The organism is Pandoraea commovens, from assembly GCF_024704525.1.
Classification (GTDB): domain Bacteria; phylum Pseudomonadota; class Gammaproteobacteria; order Burkholderiales; family Burkholderiaceae; genus Pandoraea; species Pandoraea commovens.
Window position 1 is genome coordinate 1,867,401 of the sequence record NZ_CP102780.1, and the last position, 18,485, is coordinate 1,885,885.

Below are 18,485 nucleotides of genomic sequence, written 5' to 3' on the forward strand. Positions count from 1 at the left end.
GAAGCTCGTCGGCACTGTGTGCTTCCGACGATGGACGCGGATTGTCCGTGGCGGCACACGGCGGTGCGGTCGCTCGACCGGCGCCGTCGCGTGCCTGATTGCCGACTCAGCTTGCGCTGGCCGCCGTCGTCTGGTCGTGTCCGAGGAACGCTTCCTGCTGACGGTTGAAGTCCGAGTACTGACGCTGCCATTCCGACGGTTGCGCCACCGGCGTGACCTGCACCGCCGTCACCTTGTACTCGGGGCAGTTCGTCGCCCAGTCCGAATTGTCGGTCGTGATCACGTTCGCGCCCGACTCCGGGAAGTGGAACGTCGTGTACACCACGCCCGGCTGCATGCGGTCGCTGACGATGGCGCGCAGCACCGTCTCACCCGCCCGGCTCTGAATGCCGACCCAGTCGCCGTCCTTGATGCCACGTTCTTCGGCATCGTGCGGATGCAGCTCCAGACGATCTTCGCTGTGCCAGTTGTTGTTGTCCGTGCGACGCGTCTGCGCGCCGACGTTGTACTGCGACAGAATCCGCCCGGTCGTGAGGATGAGCGGGAAACGGCGCGTGACCTTTTCGTCCGTCGGCACGTATTGCGTGATGAGGAACTTGCCCTTGCCGCGTACGAATTCGTCGATGTGCATGACGGGCGTGCCGTCCGGCGCTTCTTCGTTACACGGCCACTGCACGCTGCCCATGCGATCGAGCTTCTCGTAGCTCACGCCGGTGAACGTCGGCGTGAGACGTGCGATTTCGTCCATGATTTCCGACGGGTGCGAGTAGTTCATCTCGTAGCCCAGACGCTTCGCCAGCTGGATCGTCACTTCCCAGTCGGCGTAACCGGCGCGCGGCGGCATGACCTGACGCACGCGCGAGATACGACGCTCGGCGTTGGTGAACGTGCCGTCCTTCTCCAGGAACGACGAACCCGGCAGCAGCACATGTGCGTACTTCGCGGTTTCGTTGAGGAAGATGTCCTGCACCACGATGCACTCCATCTGCTCCAGCGCATGCGTGACGTGTTGCGTGTTCGGGTCCGACTGGACGATGTCCTCGCCCTGGCAGTACAGGCCCATGAAGGTGCCCGCGAGCGCCGCGTCGAACATGTTCGGAATACGCAGGCCCGGCTCGGCTTGCAGCTCGACGCCCCATTCGGCTTCGAACAGCGCACGGGCGCTCGAATCCGACACGTGACGATAGCCCGGCAGTTCGTGCGGGAACGCGCCCATGTCGCAGGAGCCCTGCACATTGTTCTGACCGCGCAGCGGGTTCACGCCCACGCCTTCGCGGCCGATGTTGCCGGTGAGCATCGAGAGGTTGGCGATGCCGATGACCGTCGTCGAGCCTTGTGCGTGTTCCGTCACGCCCAGACCGTAGTAGATCGCAGCGTTGCCGCCGGTCGCATACAGACGGGCTGCCCCGCGCACGAGGTGGGCAGGCACGCCCGTGTGGGCTTCGGTCGCTTCCGGCGAATTCTCGGCACGGGAGATGAAGTCGCGCCATTGTTGGAATGCGCGATCTTCGCAACGCTCGGCGATGAATTCGTCGGCCATCAGACCTTCGGTAACGATCACGTGCGCCAGTGCGTTGACCATGGCCACGTTCGTGCCCGGACGCAGTTGCAGGTGATAGTCGGCGTTGATGTGCGGGCTCTTGACCAGGTCGATACGACGCGGATCGATCACGATCAGCTTCGCGCCCTGACGCAGGCGCTTCTTCATACGCGAGCCGAACACCGGGTGACCGTCGGTCGGGTTCGCACCCATCACGAGAATCACGTCCGAATGCTCGACCGACTTGAACGTCTGCGTACCGGCCGATTCGCCGAGCGTCGCCTTCAGACCATAGCCGGTCGGCGAGTGGCACACGCGGGCGCAGGTGTCGACGTTGTTATTGCCGAACGCGGCGCGCACCAGCTTCTGCACCAGGTAGTCTTCTTCGTTCGTGCAACGCGAGGACACCAGGCCGCCGATGGAGTCGCGGCCGTACTTGGCCTGAATGCGCTTGAACTCCGACGCAGCGTAGTCGAGCGCCTCGTCCCACGACACTTCCTGCCACGGATCGGTAATTTTCTTGCGGATCTTCGGCGTGAGGATACGGTCCTTGTGCGTGGCGTAGCCCCAGGCGAAGCGACCCTTCACGCAGGCGTGGCCTTCGTTGGCCTGACCGTCCTTGTGCGGCACCATGCGCACGACTTCGTTGCCCTTCATCTCGGCCTTGAACGAGCAGCCCACGCCGCAATAGGCGCAGGTCGTGATCTTGGCGTGCTCGGCCTGACCGAGGTGGATGACGGACTTCTCTTGCAGCGTTGCGGTCGGGCAGGCAGCCACGCAGGCGCCGCACGACACGCACTCCGAATCCATGAACGCCTGATCTTGGCCCGCCGATACGCGGGCTTCGAAGCCTCGGCCAGAGATCGTCAGTGCGAACGTGCCTTGCGTTTCTTCGCAGGCGCGCACGCAACGGTTACAGACGATGCACTTCGAAGCGTCGTACGTGAAGTAGGGGTTCGACTCGTCTTTCTCGCTGTCGAAGTGGTTCGCGCCGTCGAAGCCGTAACGCACTTCGCGCAGGCCCGTCACTCCGGCCATGTCCTGCAACTCGCAGTCGCCGTTGGCGGCACACGTCAGACAGTCCAGCGGGTGATCGGAGATGTACAGCTCCATCACGCCCTTGCGCAGCTCTTGCAGCTTCGGCGACTGCGTGCGGACCTTCATGCCGGGTTCGACCGGCGTGGTGCACGATGCCGGGAAGCCGCGACGGCCTTCGATTTCCACCAGACACAGACGGCACGAGCCGAACGGCTCCAGCGAGTCGGTCGCGCACAGCTTGGGCACATTCACGCCGCCCTCGGACGCCGCGCGCATGATCGACGTGCCCGCAGGCACGGTGACCTGTTCGCCGTCGATCTCCAGCGTGACTTCCTTCGTCGATTCGCGGCGCGGGGTGCCGTAATCCTTCTCAAACATCGGATCCATCATGATCGGGGGTCTCCTAGGCGGCCTTGGTCGGCAAGTTCGACGATTCGGCCGCGCCGAAGTCTTCTGGGAAATGATTCAGCGCAGACAGCACGGGGTAGGGCGTCATGCCGCCCATGGCGCACAGCGAGCCGTTGAGCATCGTGTCGCACAGGTCGCGCAGCAGCTTGATTTGCTTGGGACGGTCGCGACCGTCGATGATCTTGTCCATCACTTCGACGCCACGCGTCGAACCGATGCGGCACGGCGTGCACTTGCCGCACGATTCGATGGTGCAGAACTCCATCGCGTAACGGGCGAGCTTGGCGAGATCGACAGTGTCGTCGTGCGCCACGATGCCGCCGTGACCCAGCACGGCCCAATGCGCGGCGAACGCTTCGTAATCGAGCGGGGTGTCCCACTGCGATTCCGGCAGGTACGAGCCGAGCGGGCCGCCGACCTGCACCGCACGCAGCGGGCGACCGGTGATGGCGCCGCCGCCGTAGTCGTACAGAATCTCGCGCAGCGTCACGCCGAAGGCCTTCTCGATGAGGCCGCCGTACTTGATGTTGCCCGCGAGCTGGATTGGCAGGGTGCCGCGCGAGCGTCCCATGCCGAAGTTCTTATAGAACTCCGCGCCACGGTCCATGATGATCGGCACGGAAGCGAGCGAAATCACGTTGTTGATGACCGTCGGCAAGCCGAAGAGGCCTTCGATGGCGGGCAGCGGCGGTTTCGCCCGCACCACGCCACGCTTGCCTTCGAGGCTTTCGAGCAGCGCCGTTTCTTCGCCGCAGACGTAAGCCCCGGCAGCCTTGCGCACTTCGAGGTGGAACGCGTGGCCCGAGCCGAGAATGTTCTCGCCGAGATAGCCCGCTTTGTTCGCGTTGACGATGGCTTCGTTGAGTACGTCGATCGAATGCGGGTATTCGCTGCGCACGTAGATGTAGCCTCGCGTCGCACCCACGGCGATGCCAGCAATCGTCATACCTTCGACGAGCACGAGCGGGTCGCCTTCCATCAGCATACGGTCGGCGAACGTGCCCGAGTCGCCTTCGTCGGCGTTGCAGACGATGTACTTCTGCGCGGCGGGCGTGTTCAGCACCGTCTTCCACTTGATGCCGGTCGGAAACGCTGCGCCGCCACGTCCGCGCAAGCCCGACTCGGTCACCTGCGCGACGATGGTCGCGGGGTCCAGTGCGAGGGCGTTGCGCAGGCCGCGATAGCCGTCGTGCGCGACGTAGTCGTCGACCGAAACGGGATCGGTGATGCCTACGCGTGCGAACGTCAGACGTTCCTGCTTCTTGAAATACGGAATCTCTTCGGTCAGACCGAGCGCGAGCGGATGATCGCCACCGGCGGTGACGTTCGCATCGAACAGGGCGGCGACGTCGTCGACTTCGACAGGCCCATAGGCGACGCGACCCGCAGGGGTCACGACTTCGAGCAACGGTTCGAGCCAGAGCATGCCGCGCGTGCCGTTGCGGACCAGCTCGATCTCGATGCCGCGTTTGGCGGCCTCAGCGGCGATGGCGTCGGCGACTTCATCGGCACCGAGCGCGAGCGCGGCGGAGTCACGCGGCAGGTAGAGGCGCACAGCTGCCTTGGCGGAAGTAGTGGACTGGCTCATACGGCTTCCTTGGCGCGGGCGACCAGACGGTCGAATTTCTCGGGGGTGACGCGCGCGTGCAGCTTGTCGTCGATGGTGATCGCGGGGGACGTAGCGCACTGGCCCAGACAGAACACCGGTTCGAGCGCGACGTCACCGCTGTGGCTGTGCATCGCGCAACCCAGCGCGCGTTCTGCGTGTGCCACGAGTGCGTCGGCGCCCATGCTCTGACATGCCTCCGCGCGACAGATCTGAATGACGTGTCGCGGCGGCGGGGTGGTGCGGAAATGGTGATAGAACGTGATCACGCCATGCACTTCGGCGCGTGACAGGTTGAGGGCGTTGGCAATGACGGACACGGCATCCGGGGGAACGTAGCCGAAAGCTTCCTGAACATCATGGAGGATCGGCAGAAGGGGGCCTTCCTGAGATGCATGATGGTCCAGAATCGCTTGCACCGTCGCGATGGAATAAGCCTCGCGCATGGCTGATGTCTCCTGTTTGGCGCACTGTGGGGTACGGTGCGCCTGAGGGTGGTTATATGTTCTTGTCCTGCCCCGGGGCGAGAGACCCATTGGTCACATACGACGATGCTTCTCGGGTCTAGTCGATCAGCGTGACGCCGGATGAGCGTGCGACACATAGCCCCCACCATATGCCGCACGGGCTCGGCCTCTCGCCCGTTGCTTACTTCGTCAACCTTCGGTCAGTATGTGAAACACGATATATCATATACGGTATACGTGCAATACCGAGGCAAGCGGTTTCGCGGGATCGTTTACCCGAATCCGGAAAGGCAATGCCGGTGGGCGTGACAGGCGGGAGGGGGGGTAGAAAAAAAGCCAGTGACACTTCCATATCACTGGCTTTTTCGCAGACGCGCGGTGAGCGCGTCGTGGAGACATCGAACCCGGATCAAATCCGGATCAAGCGCTTACTCGAGGAAGTCGCAGTGCTCTTCGACGAACGCGGCCAGACCGAGGGTGTGGTCGCGCGCGAGCTTCTCGGCGAGTTCCGTATCGCGCTTTTCGAGCGCGGTGATGATCTTCAGGTGATCGACGATCGAGCGCGCAGCCCGGTCGTTCTGAGCAATCGTCACCTTACGGATGGCGCGCACGTGAATGAACAGATTCTTGATCGTGTTGGCGATGGCTTGCGAGCCGCCAAGATTGATCAGCGCCTGGTGGAAGTCGATGTTCGCGTCCGAATACTCTTCAATATGATCCGTCGGCGGTGCATTCACGAACTCATCGAACAAATGACGCAGCTTGGCGATCTCTTCGTCGCTCGCGTTCAGCGTGGCCAGACGCGCAGACATCCCTTCAAGGGCGGCCCACATCTGAATCATTTCCACGATTTCACGCTTGGTCTTGCGGATGATGAAGATGCCCCGGCGCGGCACCGTGCGCAGAAAGCCTTCCTGTTCCAGCAAGGTCATGGCTTCGCGAATCGGTGTGCGCGAAACGCCAAGCACCTGGATGAGCTGACGCTCGTCCAGGCGAATTTCGTCCTTCTGGTTATAAATATCGGCATCGGCGATGGCTTTTTTCAGCAGCGCATACGCCTGATTACGAAAACTCGTGGTGGTGTCGATCGGCTCCAGTGCGAGTGGCGTCACGCGCACCGGAGTTGGGGTGATCAGGGACATGCAATAGTCTCCTAGGTATTACGGCCCCTTCAGAGGCGCAATGCTTGCTGCCCCACGAGGGTTGCCGGCTTCGTGACGAGTTTACCCGATTCGTTTGCCTGCGTGGTTTCTGCCAGATAGGCGAAACGGCCGTTGGATTCAGCCTTTTCGAGCAATTTGGCGGGCAGTGCGACGAACAGATGAACCATTGCAACACCGGCGGCGAGGGCAGAAGCCAGGGCGAGAAGCGTAAGGGCAGCGACTAACATGGTGAGACTCCAGATAAAGGTTGACGGGTAGTAATGTGGGGGAGAACTTGCTTTGCATTGTATGTCGCGCCGCAACAAGTCTCAAGATATACCACATACCGAATATCAAAATTTATCGTTTTTCGGGACGTTCTTCAGGTCTCACTGCTCTCACACGTCTCGGATTTGTCTCTTTTTCCGATAGTGCTTGGGGGATCGATGATGGCGATGAACCTCCTCGGATGTCCGTCTGGCTTGCGATGGTGCGGATTTCGGGACGCCAGTGGCGCACGCAGTTTTCAGTGATTCGGGTGCTGCTTTTGGGGTGGACCAAACGGACGTTATTGCGTTGCCGCGAAACCACAGCCGTTATTCCCTGCATCGGCCATACAGCGCCGAGGTTTCCGGCAAAAAATCGGCCGCGACCGGAGGTCCGGTGGCGGCACGGGTGAGCGCTTGCGGGGCGGGGTCGGCGACGAGTTTCTCGGACCCATCGCATCGCCCTCTATATATATAGTCAGTGCCGATTCGGGCAGGGCACGCCACGGTGCCCTGCGATCGGGTGTTTCAAACAAACAACGGTTACGCGTTATGCCGCTGGTTATGCCGTCTGATTATGCCGCTTTGGCCAGACGTTCCTGTGCGGCCGCCACGGCATCCGGCTTCGTCATGAACTCACGTTGCTTGATCAGCGCGAGCACGACGTCGAGCGTGGGTGTCGGCACGTTGGCCAGGCGTCCCATCTCCTGAACGACGGAGACGAGCGGGTCGATTTCCATCGCACGGTCGCGCTCCAGATCCTGAAGCATCGACGTCTTGTGCGCGCCCACCGCGCCGGCGCCGTTGATGCGGCGTTCGACGTCCACGCGGAAGTGCACGCCGAACTTGTCGCCGATGGCTTTCGCTTCGAGCATCATGGCGCGCGCTATGGCCCGCGTACCCGGATCGCTGGCGATGATGTCGAGCGTGCCGTGGGTGAGCGCTGAAATCGGGTTGAAGCAGAGGTTGCCCCAGAGCTTGAGCCAGATCTCGTCGCGAATGTTTTCGCGGATCGGGGCGTCGAGCCCACCGGCGATCATGATCTGCGAGAGCTTCTCCACACGCTCGGTGCGCTCACCGCTGGCTTCGCCCAGCGGGAACTTGTTGCCGTAGACGTGTTGAATCACACCCGGCGCGACGACTTCGGTCGCCGGATACACCACGCAGCCGATCGCACGCTCCGGACCGAGTTCGCGCCACTGACGGCCACCCGGGTCGATGCTCTCCAGCGTCGTGCCTTCAAGCGCGCCGCCGTGCTTATAGAAGTACCAGTAGGGAATGCCATTCACGGCCGTGACGACGGCCGTGTTCGGGCCGATCAGCGGCTGCATCGCGTCGAGTACCGACGGTACCGAGTGCGCTTTCAGGGCAATGATCACGTAATCCTGATGCCCAAGTTCGCGCGCATCGTCGGTGCAACGCAAGTGGGCGACGCGCTCTTCGCCATCGATGAGCAGCTTGAGTCCGTGCTCGCGCATGGCCGCGAGGTGCGGTCCACGTGCCACCAGACTGACATCGGCTCCGGCGCGCGCGAGTTGCACGCCGAGATAGCCACCGATGGCACCGGCGCCATAGATGCAAATCTTCATGAAGTCTCTCCCTCCAAAGGTCAATCGAAACCCGGGCCTGGTACTGGCCGCTTTATTCTTCTGATTCTTCTAATACCAAATGTTGTATATCGTATATCACAAGAAGAATAGCGCCAAGCCTTCCTGGCCCTTTTGGCCTCATGGTTTCCCCGCACAGGCCTGAAAAAAGGGCTTCCGCATGTGTGAGCGTTGCGGTCATGAACTGCACTTGTGAAATGTCCGGGGGCTGCTTGCGAGTGAATTATTACGGTGTGTTACAGAGAGGTGGGGACGAAGAGGGGTATGTCTTCTTGTGAGTGAAATTAGCAAAAATATCGCCTTGTGCCCGTTTTAAAAAATCGCAAGGAGCCCGATATAAAAGGCCTGAGCGCCTTGTTGGGTAAGGTTCCTGGATCAGGTTAACTCCTTAGTGTTTTCGCATTGCGTTGTTGCGCCGCTCCGTCCTACAGTTGCGTTACTGTATCTAGCCGCCACTTAGGACAGTGCCTCGCGTGCCGTAGTTGTTTTCGATGCAATGGACGAAAACGACTTCGGCACGCGAGCTGGAAAACGAGGACAGCAATAAATTAGTGTTGACTTATATCTGATATATCGTATATTTCGTTCGGTATATTTACGGGAAACGCAATGGACTCCCGTAAGCATCAGAGACAAGTCGACGAGGCATAGACCTCGTAAAGCATACCCAGGGGGCATAGACCCCATCCGGAAGGTGTTGTTGTTGTGAAGCTGCCAAACAACTGAAAACCGATGGAGGAGGTACAAGTGGAGACGACAAATCAACACGGTAAGCAATCCGTGTTCGCGAGCCCGTGGGTTCAGCTCGTGTTCGGCGTGATTTGCATGGCGATGATCGCCAACTTGCAATATGGGTGGACGCTGTTCGTCAACCCGATCGATGAAAAGTATCACTGGGGCCGTACGGCCATTCAGGTGGCGTTCACGATTTTCGTCGTGACGGAAACCTGGCTGGTGCCGATCGAAGGGTATCTGGTCGACAAGTTCGGCCCGCGCCCGGTGGTGGTCGGTGGTGGTCTGTTGTGCGGTATTGCATGGGTGCTCAATGCCTATGCTTCGTCGCTGCCGATGCTGTACTTCGCAGCGGCGGTGGGCGGTGTCGGCGCCGGTGCGGTGTATGGCACCTGCGTGGGTAACGCACTGAAGTGGTTCCCGGACCGCCGTGGTCTTGCCGCAGGTATTACCGCTGCCGGTTTCGGCGCCGGTTCGGCACTGACCGTGGTACCGATCGCCAACATGATCAAGTCCAGCGGCTATGAGAACACCTTCCTGACCTTCGGGCTGGGGCAGGGGATCATCGTCCTGGTGCTGGGTCTGGCGCTCGCGAGTCCGCCCGCATCGATCGAAGCGCTCAAGAAGCTGGCACCGGGCGCAATGCGCTACAACGCCAAGCCGACGGAAGTCATGCGCTCCCCGGTGTTCTGGCTGATGTATCTGATGTTCGTGCTGATGGCCGCTGGCGGTCTGATGGCAACGGCGCAGCTCGGCCCGATCGCCAAGGACTACGGTCTGGATCAGGCACCTGTCTCGCTTCTCGGTCTCACACTGCCCGCACTCACCTTCGCACTGGCCATCGACCGTGTGCTCAACGGGGTGACGCGTCCGGTGTTCGGCTGGATATCGGACAAGATCGGTCGCGAGAACACGATGTTCATCGCTTTCGCGATGGAAGCCGTGGGGATCTACGCACTGGCAAAGTATGGCCAGCACCCGGTGGCCTTCGTGCTGCTGACCGGCCTGGTGTTCTTCGCCTGGGGTGAGATCTACAGCTTGTTCCCGGCAACCTGCGCCGATACGTATGGCTCGAAGTATGCCGCGACCAATGCGGGGATGTTGTACACCGCGAAGGGGACCGCTGCCTTGCTGGTGCCGTTCTCCAGCATCATCACCTCGATGACGGGTAGCTGGCAGGCTGTCTTCATGGTCGCTTGCGCCATGAACGCCTTCGCCGCCTTCCTTGCCTTGTTTGTCTTGAAGCCGATGCGTGCCCGTCTGGCACAGCGTTACGCCAGCGACTACAAGGCAGAGTCGAGCGAGCCGGTCGTGAAAGCCGCGGACCTGAGCCGCAGCACCACGTAAAGCGAGTTCGATACGTCATCTGGACGTTGAGCAGTACTAATTAGAGGCAGATTGGCTGGCTTGATTAGCAACATGTTTAACCGGCGTGCAACCCGGGCCCTCGGGGGCTCGGTTGCACGGCCGGGTGAGCAAGTAGAGAAGCAGTACAGGAATACCCACTAATCGTCAGACAAGACGACGCAACACTGAAACCGGAAAAATTGGAGGAGAGAATTATGTCCATTGCGATGACCGTGCCAGTCGGCAAGGCGGAAAACGAGACGCTCGAAGACAACAGCCGACACGCGAACATCGTGTCCGAGGCAGCAACGACCGATGGCTTCCATCTGGTCATCGATGCCCTGAAAGCGAACGACATCGACACCATCTTCGGTCTGGTGGGGATTCCCATCACCGATCTGGCCCGCCTGGCGCAAGCCGAAGGCCTGCGCTTCATCGGCTTCCGTCACGAACAGCACGCTGGCCACGCCGCCGCGATCGCTGGCTACATGACGCAAAAGCCGGGTATCTGCCTGACGGTGTCCGCACCTGGCTTCCTGAACGGCCTGACGGCACTCGCCAACGCCACTACGAACTGCTTCCCGATGATTCTCATCAGCGGTTCGAGCGAGCGTGAAATCGTCGACCTGCAACAGGGCGACTACGAAGAAATGGATCAGCTCAATGCGGCCAAGCCGTATTGCAAAGCGGCTTACCGCGTGCTGCACGCCGAAGACATCGGCGTGGGCCTTGCCCGCGCGATCCGCGCAGCCGTGTCGGGTCGCCCCGGTGGTGTCTATCTGGATCTGCCGGCCAAGCTGCTGTCGCAGACCATCGACGCACAAAAGGCCAAGGATTCGCTGATCCGCGTGATCGACGCCGCACCGCGTCAGATCCCTGCGCAGGATGCTGTCCAACGCGCACTCGACGTGATCAAGGGCGCCAAGCGTCCCCTGATTCTGCTGGGCAAGGGCGCTTCGTACGCTCAGGCCGACGAAGACATCCGCGCGCTGGTCGAGAAGACCGGCATTCCGTACCTGCCGATGTCGATGGCCAAGGGCTTGTTGCCCGACACGCATGAGCAATCGGCCGCAGCCGCACGTTCGTTCGTGCTGCAGGAGGCTGACGTCGTCGTGCTGATCGGAGCACGCCTGAACTGGCTGCTCGCTCACGGCAAGGGCAAGACCTGGGGTGCCGCACCGAAGAAGTTCGTGCAGATCGACATCTCGCCGACGGAAATCGACAGCAACGTCGCGATTGCCGCCCCGGTGATCGGTGACATCGGTTCATGCGTGAAGGCACTGCTCGCCGGTGTGGATGCCAACTTTGGCAAGCCCTCGGCCGAGTGGACCGGCGCTATCGCCGAGCGCAAGAACAAGAACCTGGCGAAGATGGCGCAGACCCTTGCGCAGAATCCGTCGCCGATGAACTTCCACAGTGCACTCGGCGCGATCCGCGACGTGCTCAAGAAGCACCCGGACATCAACCTCGTCAACGAAGGCGCGAACACGCTGGACTATGCGCGCAGCATCATCGACCAGTACCAGCCGCGTAAGCGCTTCGACTCGGGTACGTGGGGCGTGATGGGTATCGGTATGGGCTTCGCCATCGGCGCGGCAGTCACGAGCGGCCTGCCGGTCGTGGCGATCGAAGGCGACAGCGCCTTCGGCTTCAGCGGCATGGAACTCGAAACCATCTGCCGTTACGAGCTGCCGATCACCACCATCATCTTCAACAACAACGGTGTGTATCGCGGCACCGACGTCAACCCGACGGGCGGCAAGGACGTGGCCCCGACGGTGTTCGTCAAGGGCGCGCGCTACGACAAGATGATCGAAGCGTTCGGTGGCATTGGTTACAACGTGACCACGCCGGCTGAGCTGACGAAGGCCCTCGAAGAATCTATTGCTTCGGGCAAGCCGGTCCTGATCAACGCCGTGATCGATGAATCCGCAGGCACCGAAAGCGGTCGTCTGACGAACCTGAATCCGCAAAGCGCGGCGATGAAAAAGTAAGAGCCGAGTCAATCAAGGAGACATGACATGAGCAAACCCCTCGAAGGAATCAAGATCATCGACTTCACGCACGTGCAGGCCGGCCCGGCTTGTACCCAGCTGCTGGCCTGGTTCGGCGCTGACGTGATCAAGGTGGAACGCCCGGGTTCGGGCGACGTTACGCGTAACCAACTGCGCGACATCCCCGACGCCGATGCCTTGTACTTCACGATGCTCAACAGCAACAAGCGCTCATTGACGCTGGACACGAAGACGCAGGAAGGCAAGGAAGTCCTCGAAAAGCTGGTGCGTGAATCCGACGTGCTGGTGGAGAACTTCGGCCCGGGCGCCCTCGACCGCATGGGCTTCTCGTGGGAACGTCTGAACGAACTCAACCCGAAGCTGATCATGGCCTCGGTGAAGGGCTTCTCGGACGGTCACCACTACGACGACCTGAAGGTGTATGAGAACGTGGCGCAGTGCGCAGGCGGCGCAGCATCGACGACGGGCTTCTGGGACGGCCCCCCCACGGTGTCGGCCGCTGCACTGGGCGACAGCAACACGGGTATGCACCTCGCGATCGGTATTCTGACGGCCATCATCGGCCGTGGTCAGACGGGCCGTGGCCAGAAGGTCGCTGTCTCGATGCAGGATTCGGTCATCAACCTGTGCCGCGTGAAGCTGCGCGACCAGCAGCGTCTGGACCGTATCGGCTACCTCGAAGAGTATCCGCAGTACCCGCATGGCGAGTTCAGCGACGTCGTGCCGCGCGGCGGTAACGCCGGCGGTGGCGGTCAGCCGGGCTGGGTGCTCAAGTGCAAGGGCTGGGAAACGGACCCGAACGCTTACATCTACTTCACGATTCAGGGTCACGCCTGGGAGCCGATCTGCCGCGCGCTGGGCAAGCCGGAGTGGATCAGCGATCCGAACTACGCGACGCCGCAAGCTCGTCAACCGCACATCTTCGACATCTTCGCGACCATCGAAGCCTGGCTGGCCGACAAGACGAAGTACGAAGCGGTCGACATCCTGCGCAAGTTCGACATCCCGTGTGCTCCGGTGCTCTCGATGAAGGAAATCGCCAACGATCCGTCGCTGCGCGCATCGGGCACGATCGTGGAAGTGCCGCACAAGGAACGTGGTTCGTACCTGACGGTCGGCAGCCCGATCAAGTTCTCGGGTCTGAAGCCGGAAATCACGGGTTCGCCGCTGCTGGGTGAGCACACCGACGAGATCCTGGCCGAGCTGGGTTACAGCAAGGACCAGATCGCTAACCTGCACACGTCGCGCTCGGTCTAAGACCGTCACGCAACATCGCGATGTCGCACGTGCCATCGCCGCCTGCGGGCGGCGGCGGTGCGGGCATTTCGCAAGCAGGCAAGGTGTTCATGGGTGCGGCTCCCTGCGGAGTCGGCACCCATTTTTATTTTCGGGACCGTGTTGTCCTCTAATTGATGTACTTTATTGGCATGTTTGGTAGTCATGCCAATCGCATTCCCCACAAGATTATTGGAGACATCATGAGCGCATCCGTCGACGTCGGTCAGTTGGTAGAAGTGGTGGGCGACGCCATCGTCGTGGCCGACCCGCAAAACATCATCACGCTCTGGAATTCCGGTGCGCAGAAGATGTTCGGTTTCTCGGCAGAAGAGGCGGTCGGTCAGCCGCTGGACATCATCATTCCGGATCGGCTGCGGGCACGTCACAACGAAGGCTACGCCAAGACGATGGAGACCGGCCAGACCAAATACGGTAGCGATCTGCTCAAGGTGCCCGCCGCGCACAAGGACGGCCGCGCCATGTCGATTGCCTTTACCGTTGCGCTGCTGCACGGCGACGCGGGCGAAGTGACCGGCATCGTGGCGGTGATCCGCGACGAGACCGCACGCTTTCAGGAAGACCGTCAGTTGCGCAAGCGCGTGGCCGAACTGGAAGCGAAACTCGCCGCCACGGCAAGTTGATGGACTGACAACGGTAGAGGAGGGGGCGTCGGCTTAATGCCGTAGCTTGACCTCTGCACACTACAAACGAAGCACCGATGCGCTATGCGCACCGGTGCTTTTTTGCTTTCAGCGATGGTGAAAGGCGAGAGCTTCATCCGATAAGTATTTTGTATTCAATATATTTAAGAGGAGGGAATACAAAATCGACCCATCCGTCGCCCCATTTCATCTTTGTGACACATGCCTGTAAACCCGTATTCCACTGGTAGAAATCGAATGATGTTGCAATGCGGAGTGCCTTTATTCATAGGGATCTGCGCGATTTTCACGATGAAATGCGGCGACACAGCAAATCGCATCGGCAACAAAAAGCCGTTGATAAAATATCGTGTATGAAATACCGTATATCACAAGATTCGATCGACGAATGGGATGGCGCCCGAAGAGGCGACAGCCGTCGTCAGATCCGGTGAGACCCACGTGTGAGGCTGCTTTCAGAACGGCTATCGGGGGAATCTCGCGCACCCATTACATAAACGCCGTCGCATCAGGAGGAGACAAACCATGGGAAAGGCACTCGAAGGTGTGCGCATTCTCGACTTCACGCATGTGCAGTCCGGGCCAACGTGTACGCAATTGCTGGCCTGGTTCGGCGCAGACGTGATCAAGATCGAACGCGCGGGGCACGGTGATGTGACGCGCGATCAGCTGCGCGACATTCCTGACGCGGACAGCCTCTACTTCACGATGCTCAACAGCAACAAGCGTTCGATCACGCTCGATACGAAGCATCCGGAAGGCAAGGCGGTGCTCGAGCGCATGATTCGCGACTGCGACGTGCTCGTGGAGAACTTCGCACCCGGCGCGCTCGATCGCATGGGTTTCACCTGGGAGCACATTCACTCGCTGAACCCGCGCATGATCGTGGCCTCGGTGAAGGGCTTCGGCCCCGGTCCGTATCAGGACTGCAAGGTCTACGAGAACGTGGCGCAGTGCGTGGGCGGCGCAGCCTCCACCACCGGTTTCGATGACGGCCCGCCGATGGTGACGGGCGCGCAGATCGGCGACTCGGGCACGGGCCTGCATCTGGCGCTGGGCATTGTGACGGCGCTGTATCAGCGCACCATGACCGGACAGGGCCAGCGCGTGCTGGCCGCCATGCAGGACGGCGTGCTGAACCTCTGCCGCGTGAAGCTGCGCGACCAGCAGCGCCTTGAGCGCGCGCGCGTGATGGAAGAGTACCCGCAGTTCCCGAACGGTCAGTTCGGCGATGCGGTCCCGCGTGCAGGCAATGCGTCGGGCGGCGGTCAGCCGGGCTGGATTCTCAAATGCCAGGGCTGGGAGACGGATCCGAACGCGTACATCTACTTCATCACGCAGGCACCCGTGTGGGGCTCGATCTGCAAGGTGATCGGCAAGCCCGAGTGGGTCGAACACCCCGAGTACGCCACGCCGCGTGCGCGTCTGCCGCGCCTGCGCGAGATCTTCGACACCGTCGAGCAATGGACCATGACGAAGACCAAGTTCGAGGTCATGGGCATTCTCAACGAGTACGACATTCCGTGCGGACCGATCCTGTCGATGAAGGAAATCGCCGAAGACATGTCGCTGCGCGAGACCGGCACCATCGTCGAAGTCGACCACCCGAAGCGCGGCAAGTACCTCACCGTCGGCAACCCGATCAAGCTCTCCGACAGCCCCACGCACGTGGAGCGTTCGCCGCTGCTGGGCGAACACACGGACGACGTGCTCGGCGAATTCGGCTACAGCCTGCAACAGATCGCAGCGCTGCGCGAAGTCGGCGCGGTCTGACGAATCTGAATGGGCGCAATGCGTGTGCAAGGCGCCCCAGTGTCTGCAAGAGGCAGATGTGAATGACTTCAAGACATCGTGCCCGGCGCACACATGGCGAACGTTGCCGTGCTGCCGGGCCGCTACAGGAATGGCAAACGCATGAAGCTCTGGACCCGTTTCAAGACCTCACATGGCCGCATCGGCTTCGGCCTGCTGCAGGGCGATCAGATTCTCGAACATCGCGGCGATCTCTACGATCAGCCGGTCGCCACGGGCGCAACGATTGCGCGCGACGCGGTCGAGCTACTGTGCCCGTGCGAGCCCTCGAAAATCGTGGCGCTCTGGAACAACTATCACGCGCTCGGCGCGAAGCTCGGCAAGGCGGCGCCTTCGCATCCGCTCTTCCTCATCAAGCCTGCGACCACGCTCAACGGTCCCGACGCGGTGATTCGTCGCCCTGCGTCGTATGCCGGGAAGATCGTCTTCGAGGGCGAGCTGGGCATCGTCATCGGCAAGCAAGCGAGCAACGTCAGCGAGGAAGCCGCGCGCGACTACATCCTCGGCTACACGCTGGTCAACGACGTGACGGCCGCTGAAATCATCGAGCAGGACGGCAACTTCGCACAATGGACGCGCGCCAAGGGCTTCGACACCTTCGGCTGCCTCGGCCCGTTCATTGCCGAGGACTTCGACTGGCGCGAGGCCGAACTGGTCACGACGCTCGACGGCACGGAGCGTCAGCGCTACCCGCTCGCCGACATGATCTTCAATCCGTGGCAGCTCGTTGCGCGTCTGTCGCAGGACATGACGCTGCTGCCCGGCGATGTGATCGCGGTGGGCACGTCGATCGGCGTGGGCTCGATGAAAGAGGGCGCGCTGGTGGAAGTGAGCATCGACGGACTCGGCACGCTGGCTAACCGCATGGGCGGTTGACCGGCACCTCGCAAGCGATTTCACGGTGGTCGGCCGGGGTGGCAATGGCCTGAGCCGATCGCCCTTTTTCATTCGGCAGATCTTCGCGATCTGCCAGGGTATGGGAGCAGTGAAGGCGTTGGATGCCTATTTCGTGTCGCTGCCTGAGGGCGGCGGCACGGTGCTTTTGTAGGCCATCATCCCGTCGATCAGCGCTGCGCCTTCCGAGAGCAGGAACTGACGGAAAGCGAGTGCGACCGGCGGCAGCCGTTTGCTGCGGCGATGCACGACGTACCAGCTTTGCCATGCCGGAAAGCCCTGCACGTCGAGCACCGTCAACTGCCCCGTCTGCAACTCCATGCCGACGGTGTGCGCGGACAGGAAGCTGATCCCCATGCCCGCAATCACCGCCTGCTTGATCGTTTCCGTGCTGGAAATTTCCATCGCAATTTTCAGTTGCTGTGTGCGATGACCGAAAGCGTCCTGTAAGGAATTCCAGGTGTCGGAGCCGCGCTCCCGGCTGATGAACGGTTCTTGCGTCAGCCGTGAGAACGGAATCTGCTTCTGACCGGCCAGCGCATGACCGGGCGGGGCCACGATGATGTAAGGGTGCGGCGCGAAAGCTTCGTTGATCGTGTCGATCTCGTGAGGCGGACGCACCATCACCGCCAGATCGGTCAGGTTTTCGGTCAACTGGTGCAACAGTTCCTCGCGGTTATGCACCGTGAGGTTGAGCGTGACGCCGGGATAGCGTGCGGTGAACGCTGCCAGCAGGCGCGGGAAGAAGTAGTCGCCCGCGCTGATGACGGCCACGTTGAGTTTGCCGCCGGTAATGCCTTTGAGGTGATCCATCGCCTCTTCGGTTTCGCGAAAGAGGGCGATGATCGCGCGGCTGTAATGCAGCATCTCGGCGCCTGCGGGCGTCAGGAAAATTTTCTTGCCCAGTTGCTCGAAGAGCGGCAGTCCGACGTGTGTTTCAAGCTGCTTGACCTGCGTCGAGACGGCCGGTTGTGTGAGGTGAAGTTCTTCGGCCGCGCGCGAAAAGCTCAGATGGCGCGCCACGGCTTCGAAGACTTTCAGCTGACGGAGTGTGGCGTGTTTCATGTTTGATCGATGTGCATGATGTGCTCCGGGAAGTATAAGTAATCGTTGATGGTTTGCATAATTAACTTTAACTGTCTTTTATATGTCGGGCTGCGTAATCTGCAATGGCAGCCCGCATGAAGGCGGTGTGACAGCAAAGCGTTGGAGGATGCGTCGCGCCAGAGAAGCAAGCGGGTTTGGACGATCACTATTTTGGGAGACGCCATCATGTCGGTCATCGAATCGCATATCAAACCCGCCGCTCTGGCACCGGTTGCTAACGCTCATCTGCATGCGTTCAACAACGCATTCGTCGAACTGGGTCTGGACTGGTATTGGGATAACCACACCTACACCCGTTTGCTGCACACCACCGGCAATCAGGATTTGCCGCTGGCGTATCTCGAAGGCGTTTCGGCGCAAGCGTTGCGCATGGCCGAGCTGGTGATGATCGGGGCCTACCTCGACGGACATCAGCCGCACCTGCTGCGCGCTTACGAGCCGGAATTCCTGTGCGATCTGATTCACTGCACCAAGGTGCGTTGCTTCGAAGCGGCCAACGAAGGCCGTTCGATGCAAGCGCCGAGAGCCGTTGCGGCCTGAGTTTCACAACACGACAGGGGCTCA

Annotated in this window: 14 protein-coding genes; 7 read left to right on the top strand and 7 right to left on the bottom strand. The window is 61.1% G+C overall.

Annotated features, from left to right (window positions below; all coding sequences use genetic code 11):
- Positions 1–106 precede the first annotated feature (106 nt).
- The 6 genes from fdhF to NTU39_RS08855 form a co-directional block, all read right to left on the bottom strand.
- Positions 107–2,968: a formate dehydrogenase subunit alpha gene (gene fdhF / locus NTU39_RS08830; RefSeq protein WP_150665661.1), complete on the bottom strand. Its 2,862-nt coding sequence runs from the start codon at positions 2,966–2,968 to the stop codon at positions 107–109.
- A 13-nt stretch (positions 2,969–2,981) separates the two neighbouring features.
- Entirely contained in the window at positions 2,982–4,574 is a 1,593-nt protein-coding gene (locus tag NTU39_RS08835; protein WP_150665660.1) for a formate dehydrogenase beta subunit, read from the bottom strand.
- The gene (locus NTU39_RS08840; RefSeq protein ID WP_150665659.1) at positions 4,571–5,038 is read right to left on the bottom strand and encodes a formate dehydrogenase subunit gamma; all 468 of its coding nucleotides are present in this window, start codon (positions 5,036–5,038) and stop codon (positions 4,571–4,573) included. Before NTU39_RS08840 ends, NTU39_RS08835 begins: the two co-directional genes overlap by 4 nt.
- A gap of 449 nt (positions 5,039–5,487) precedes the next feature.
- Positions 5,488–6,201, bottom strand: coding sequence for a GntR family transcriptional regulator (locus NTU39_RS08845; protein ID WP_039399646.1), 714 nt, complete (start codon positions 6,199–6,201; stop codon positions 5,488–5,490).
- Between the two features lie 29 nt (positions 6,202–6,230).
- The gene (locus NTU39_RS08850; RefSeq protein ID WP_150665658.1) at positions 6,231–6,449 is read right to left on the bottom strand and encodes a hypothetical protein; all 219 of its coding nucleotides are present in this window, start codon (positions 6,447–6,449) and stop codon (positions 6,231–6,233) included.
- A 593-nt stretch (positions 6,450–7,042) separates the two neighbouring features.
- Complete coding sequence (locus NTU39_RS08855; RefSeq protein ID WP_039399644.1) at positions 7,043–8,056, bottom strand: 2-dehydropantoate 2-reductase; 1,014 nt, start codon at positions 8,054–8,056, stop codon at positions 7,043–7,045.
- Positions 8,057–8,806: 750 nt separating this feature from the next.
- On the opposite strand from NTU39_RS08855, the gene oxlT reads away from it, so the two are divergent.
- The 6 genes from oxlT to NTU39_RS08885 all read left to right on the top strand — a co-directional run bounded on the left by oxlT (position 8,807) and on the right by NTU39_RS08885 (position 16,796).
- Positions 8,807–10,153 (top strand): oxalate/formate MFS antiporter, encoded by a 1,347-nt coding sequence (gene oxlT, locus NTU39_RS08860; protein WP_150576526.1) that lies wholly within the window; start codon positions 8,807–8,809, stop codon positions 10,151–10,153.
- A 215-nt stretch (positions 10,154–10,368) separates the two neighbouring features.
- Positions 10,369–12,147, top strand: a complete 1,779-nt coding sequence (gene oxc / locus NTU39_RS08865; protein WP_246184684.1) for an oxalyl-CoA decarboxylase — start codon at positions 10,369–10,371, stop codon at positions 12,145–12,147.
- Between the two features lie 27 nt (positions 12,148–12,174).
- Positions 12,175–13,425, top strand: a complete 1,251-nt coding sequence (gene frc / locus NTU39_RS08870) for a formyl-CoA transferase (protein ID WP_150576527.1) — start codon at positions 12,175–12,177, stop codon at positions 13,423–13,425.
- Between the two features lie 221 nt (positions 13,426–13,646).
- Positions 13,647–14,087, top strand: a complete 441-nt coding sequence (locus NTU39_RS08875; protein ID WP_150665657.1) for a PAS domain-containing protein — start codon at positions 13,647–13,649, stop codon at positions 14,085–14,087.
- A gap of 546 nt (positions 14,088–14,633) precedes the next feature.
- Positions 14,634–15,881, top strand: a complete 1,248-nt coding sequence (gene frc / locus NTU39_RS08880; RefSeq protein WP_150576530.1) for a formyl-CoA transferase — start codon at positions 14,634–14,636, stop codon at positions 15,879–15,881.
- 141 nt (positions 15,882–16,022) lie between these two features.
- Positions 16,023–16,796, top strand: a complete 774-nt coding sequence (locus tag NTU39_RS08885) for a fumarylacetoacetate hydrolase family protein (protein WP_257960066.1) — start codon at positions 16,023–16,025, stop codon at positions 16,794–16,796.
- A 126-nt stretch (positions 16,797–16,922) separates the two neighbouring features.
- Here NTU39_RS08885 and NTU39_RS08890 read toward each other — a convergent pair whose 3' ends face one another.
- Positions 16,923–17,879, bottom strand: coding sequence for a LysR family transcriptional regulator (locus tag NTU39_RS08890; RefSeq protein ID WP_257959678.1), 957 nt, complete (start codon positions 17,877–17,879; stop codon positions 16,923–16,925).
- Between the two features lie 207 nt (positions 17,880–18,086).
- Here NTU39_RS08890 and NTU39_RS08895 point away from each other — a divergent pair, with 207 nt between their 5' ends.
- Positions 18,087–18,461 carry an HAD family hydrolase gene (locus NTU39_RS08895; RefSeq protein WP_150576533.1) on the top strand — a complete coding sequence of 125 codons (375 nt, stop codon included), beginning with the start codon at positions 18,087–18,089 and terminating at the stop codon, positions 18,459–18,461.
- Positions 18,462–18,485: the final 24 nt, after the last annotated feature.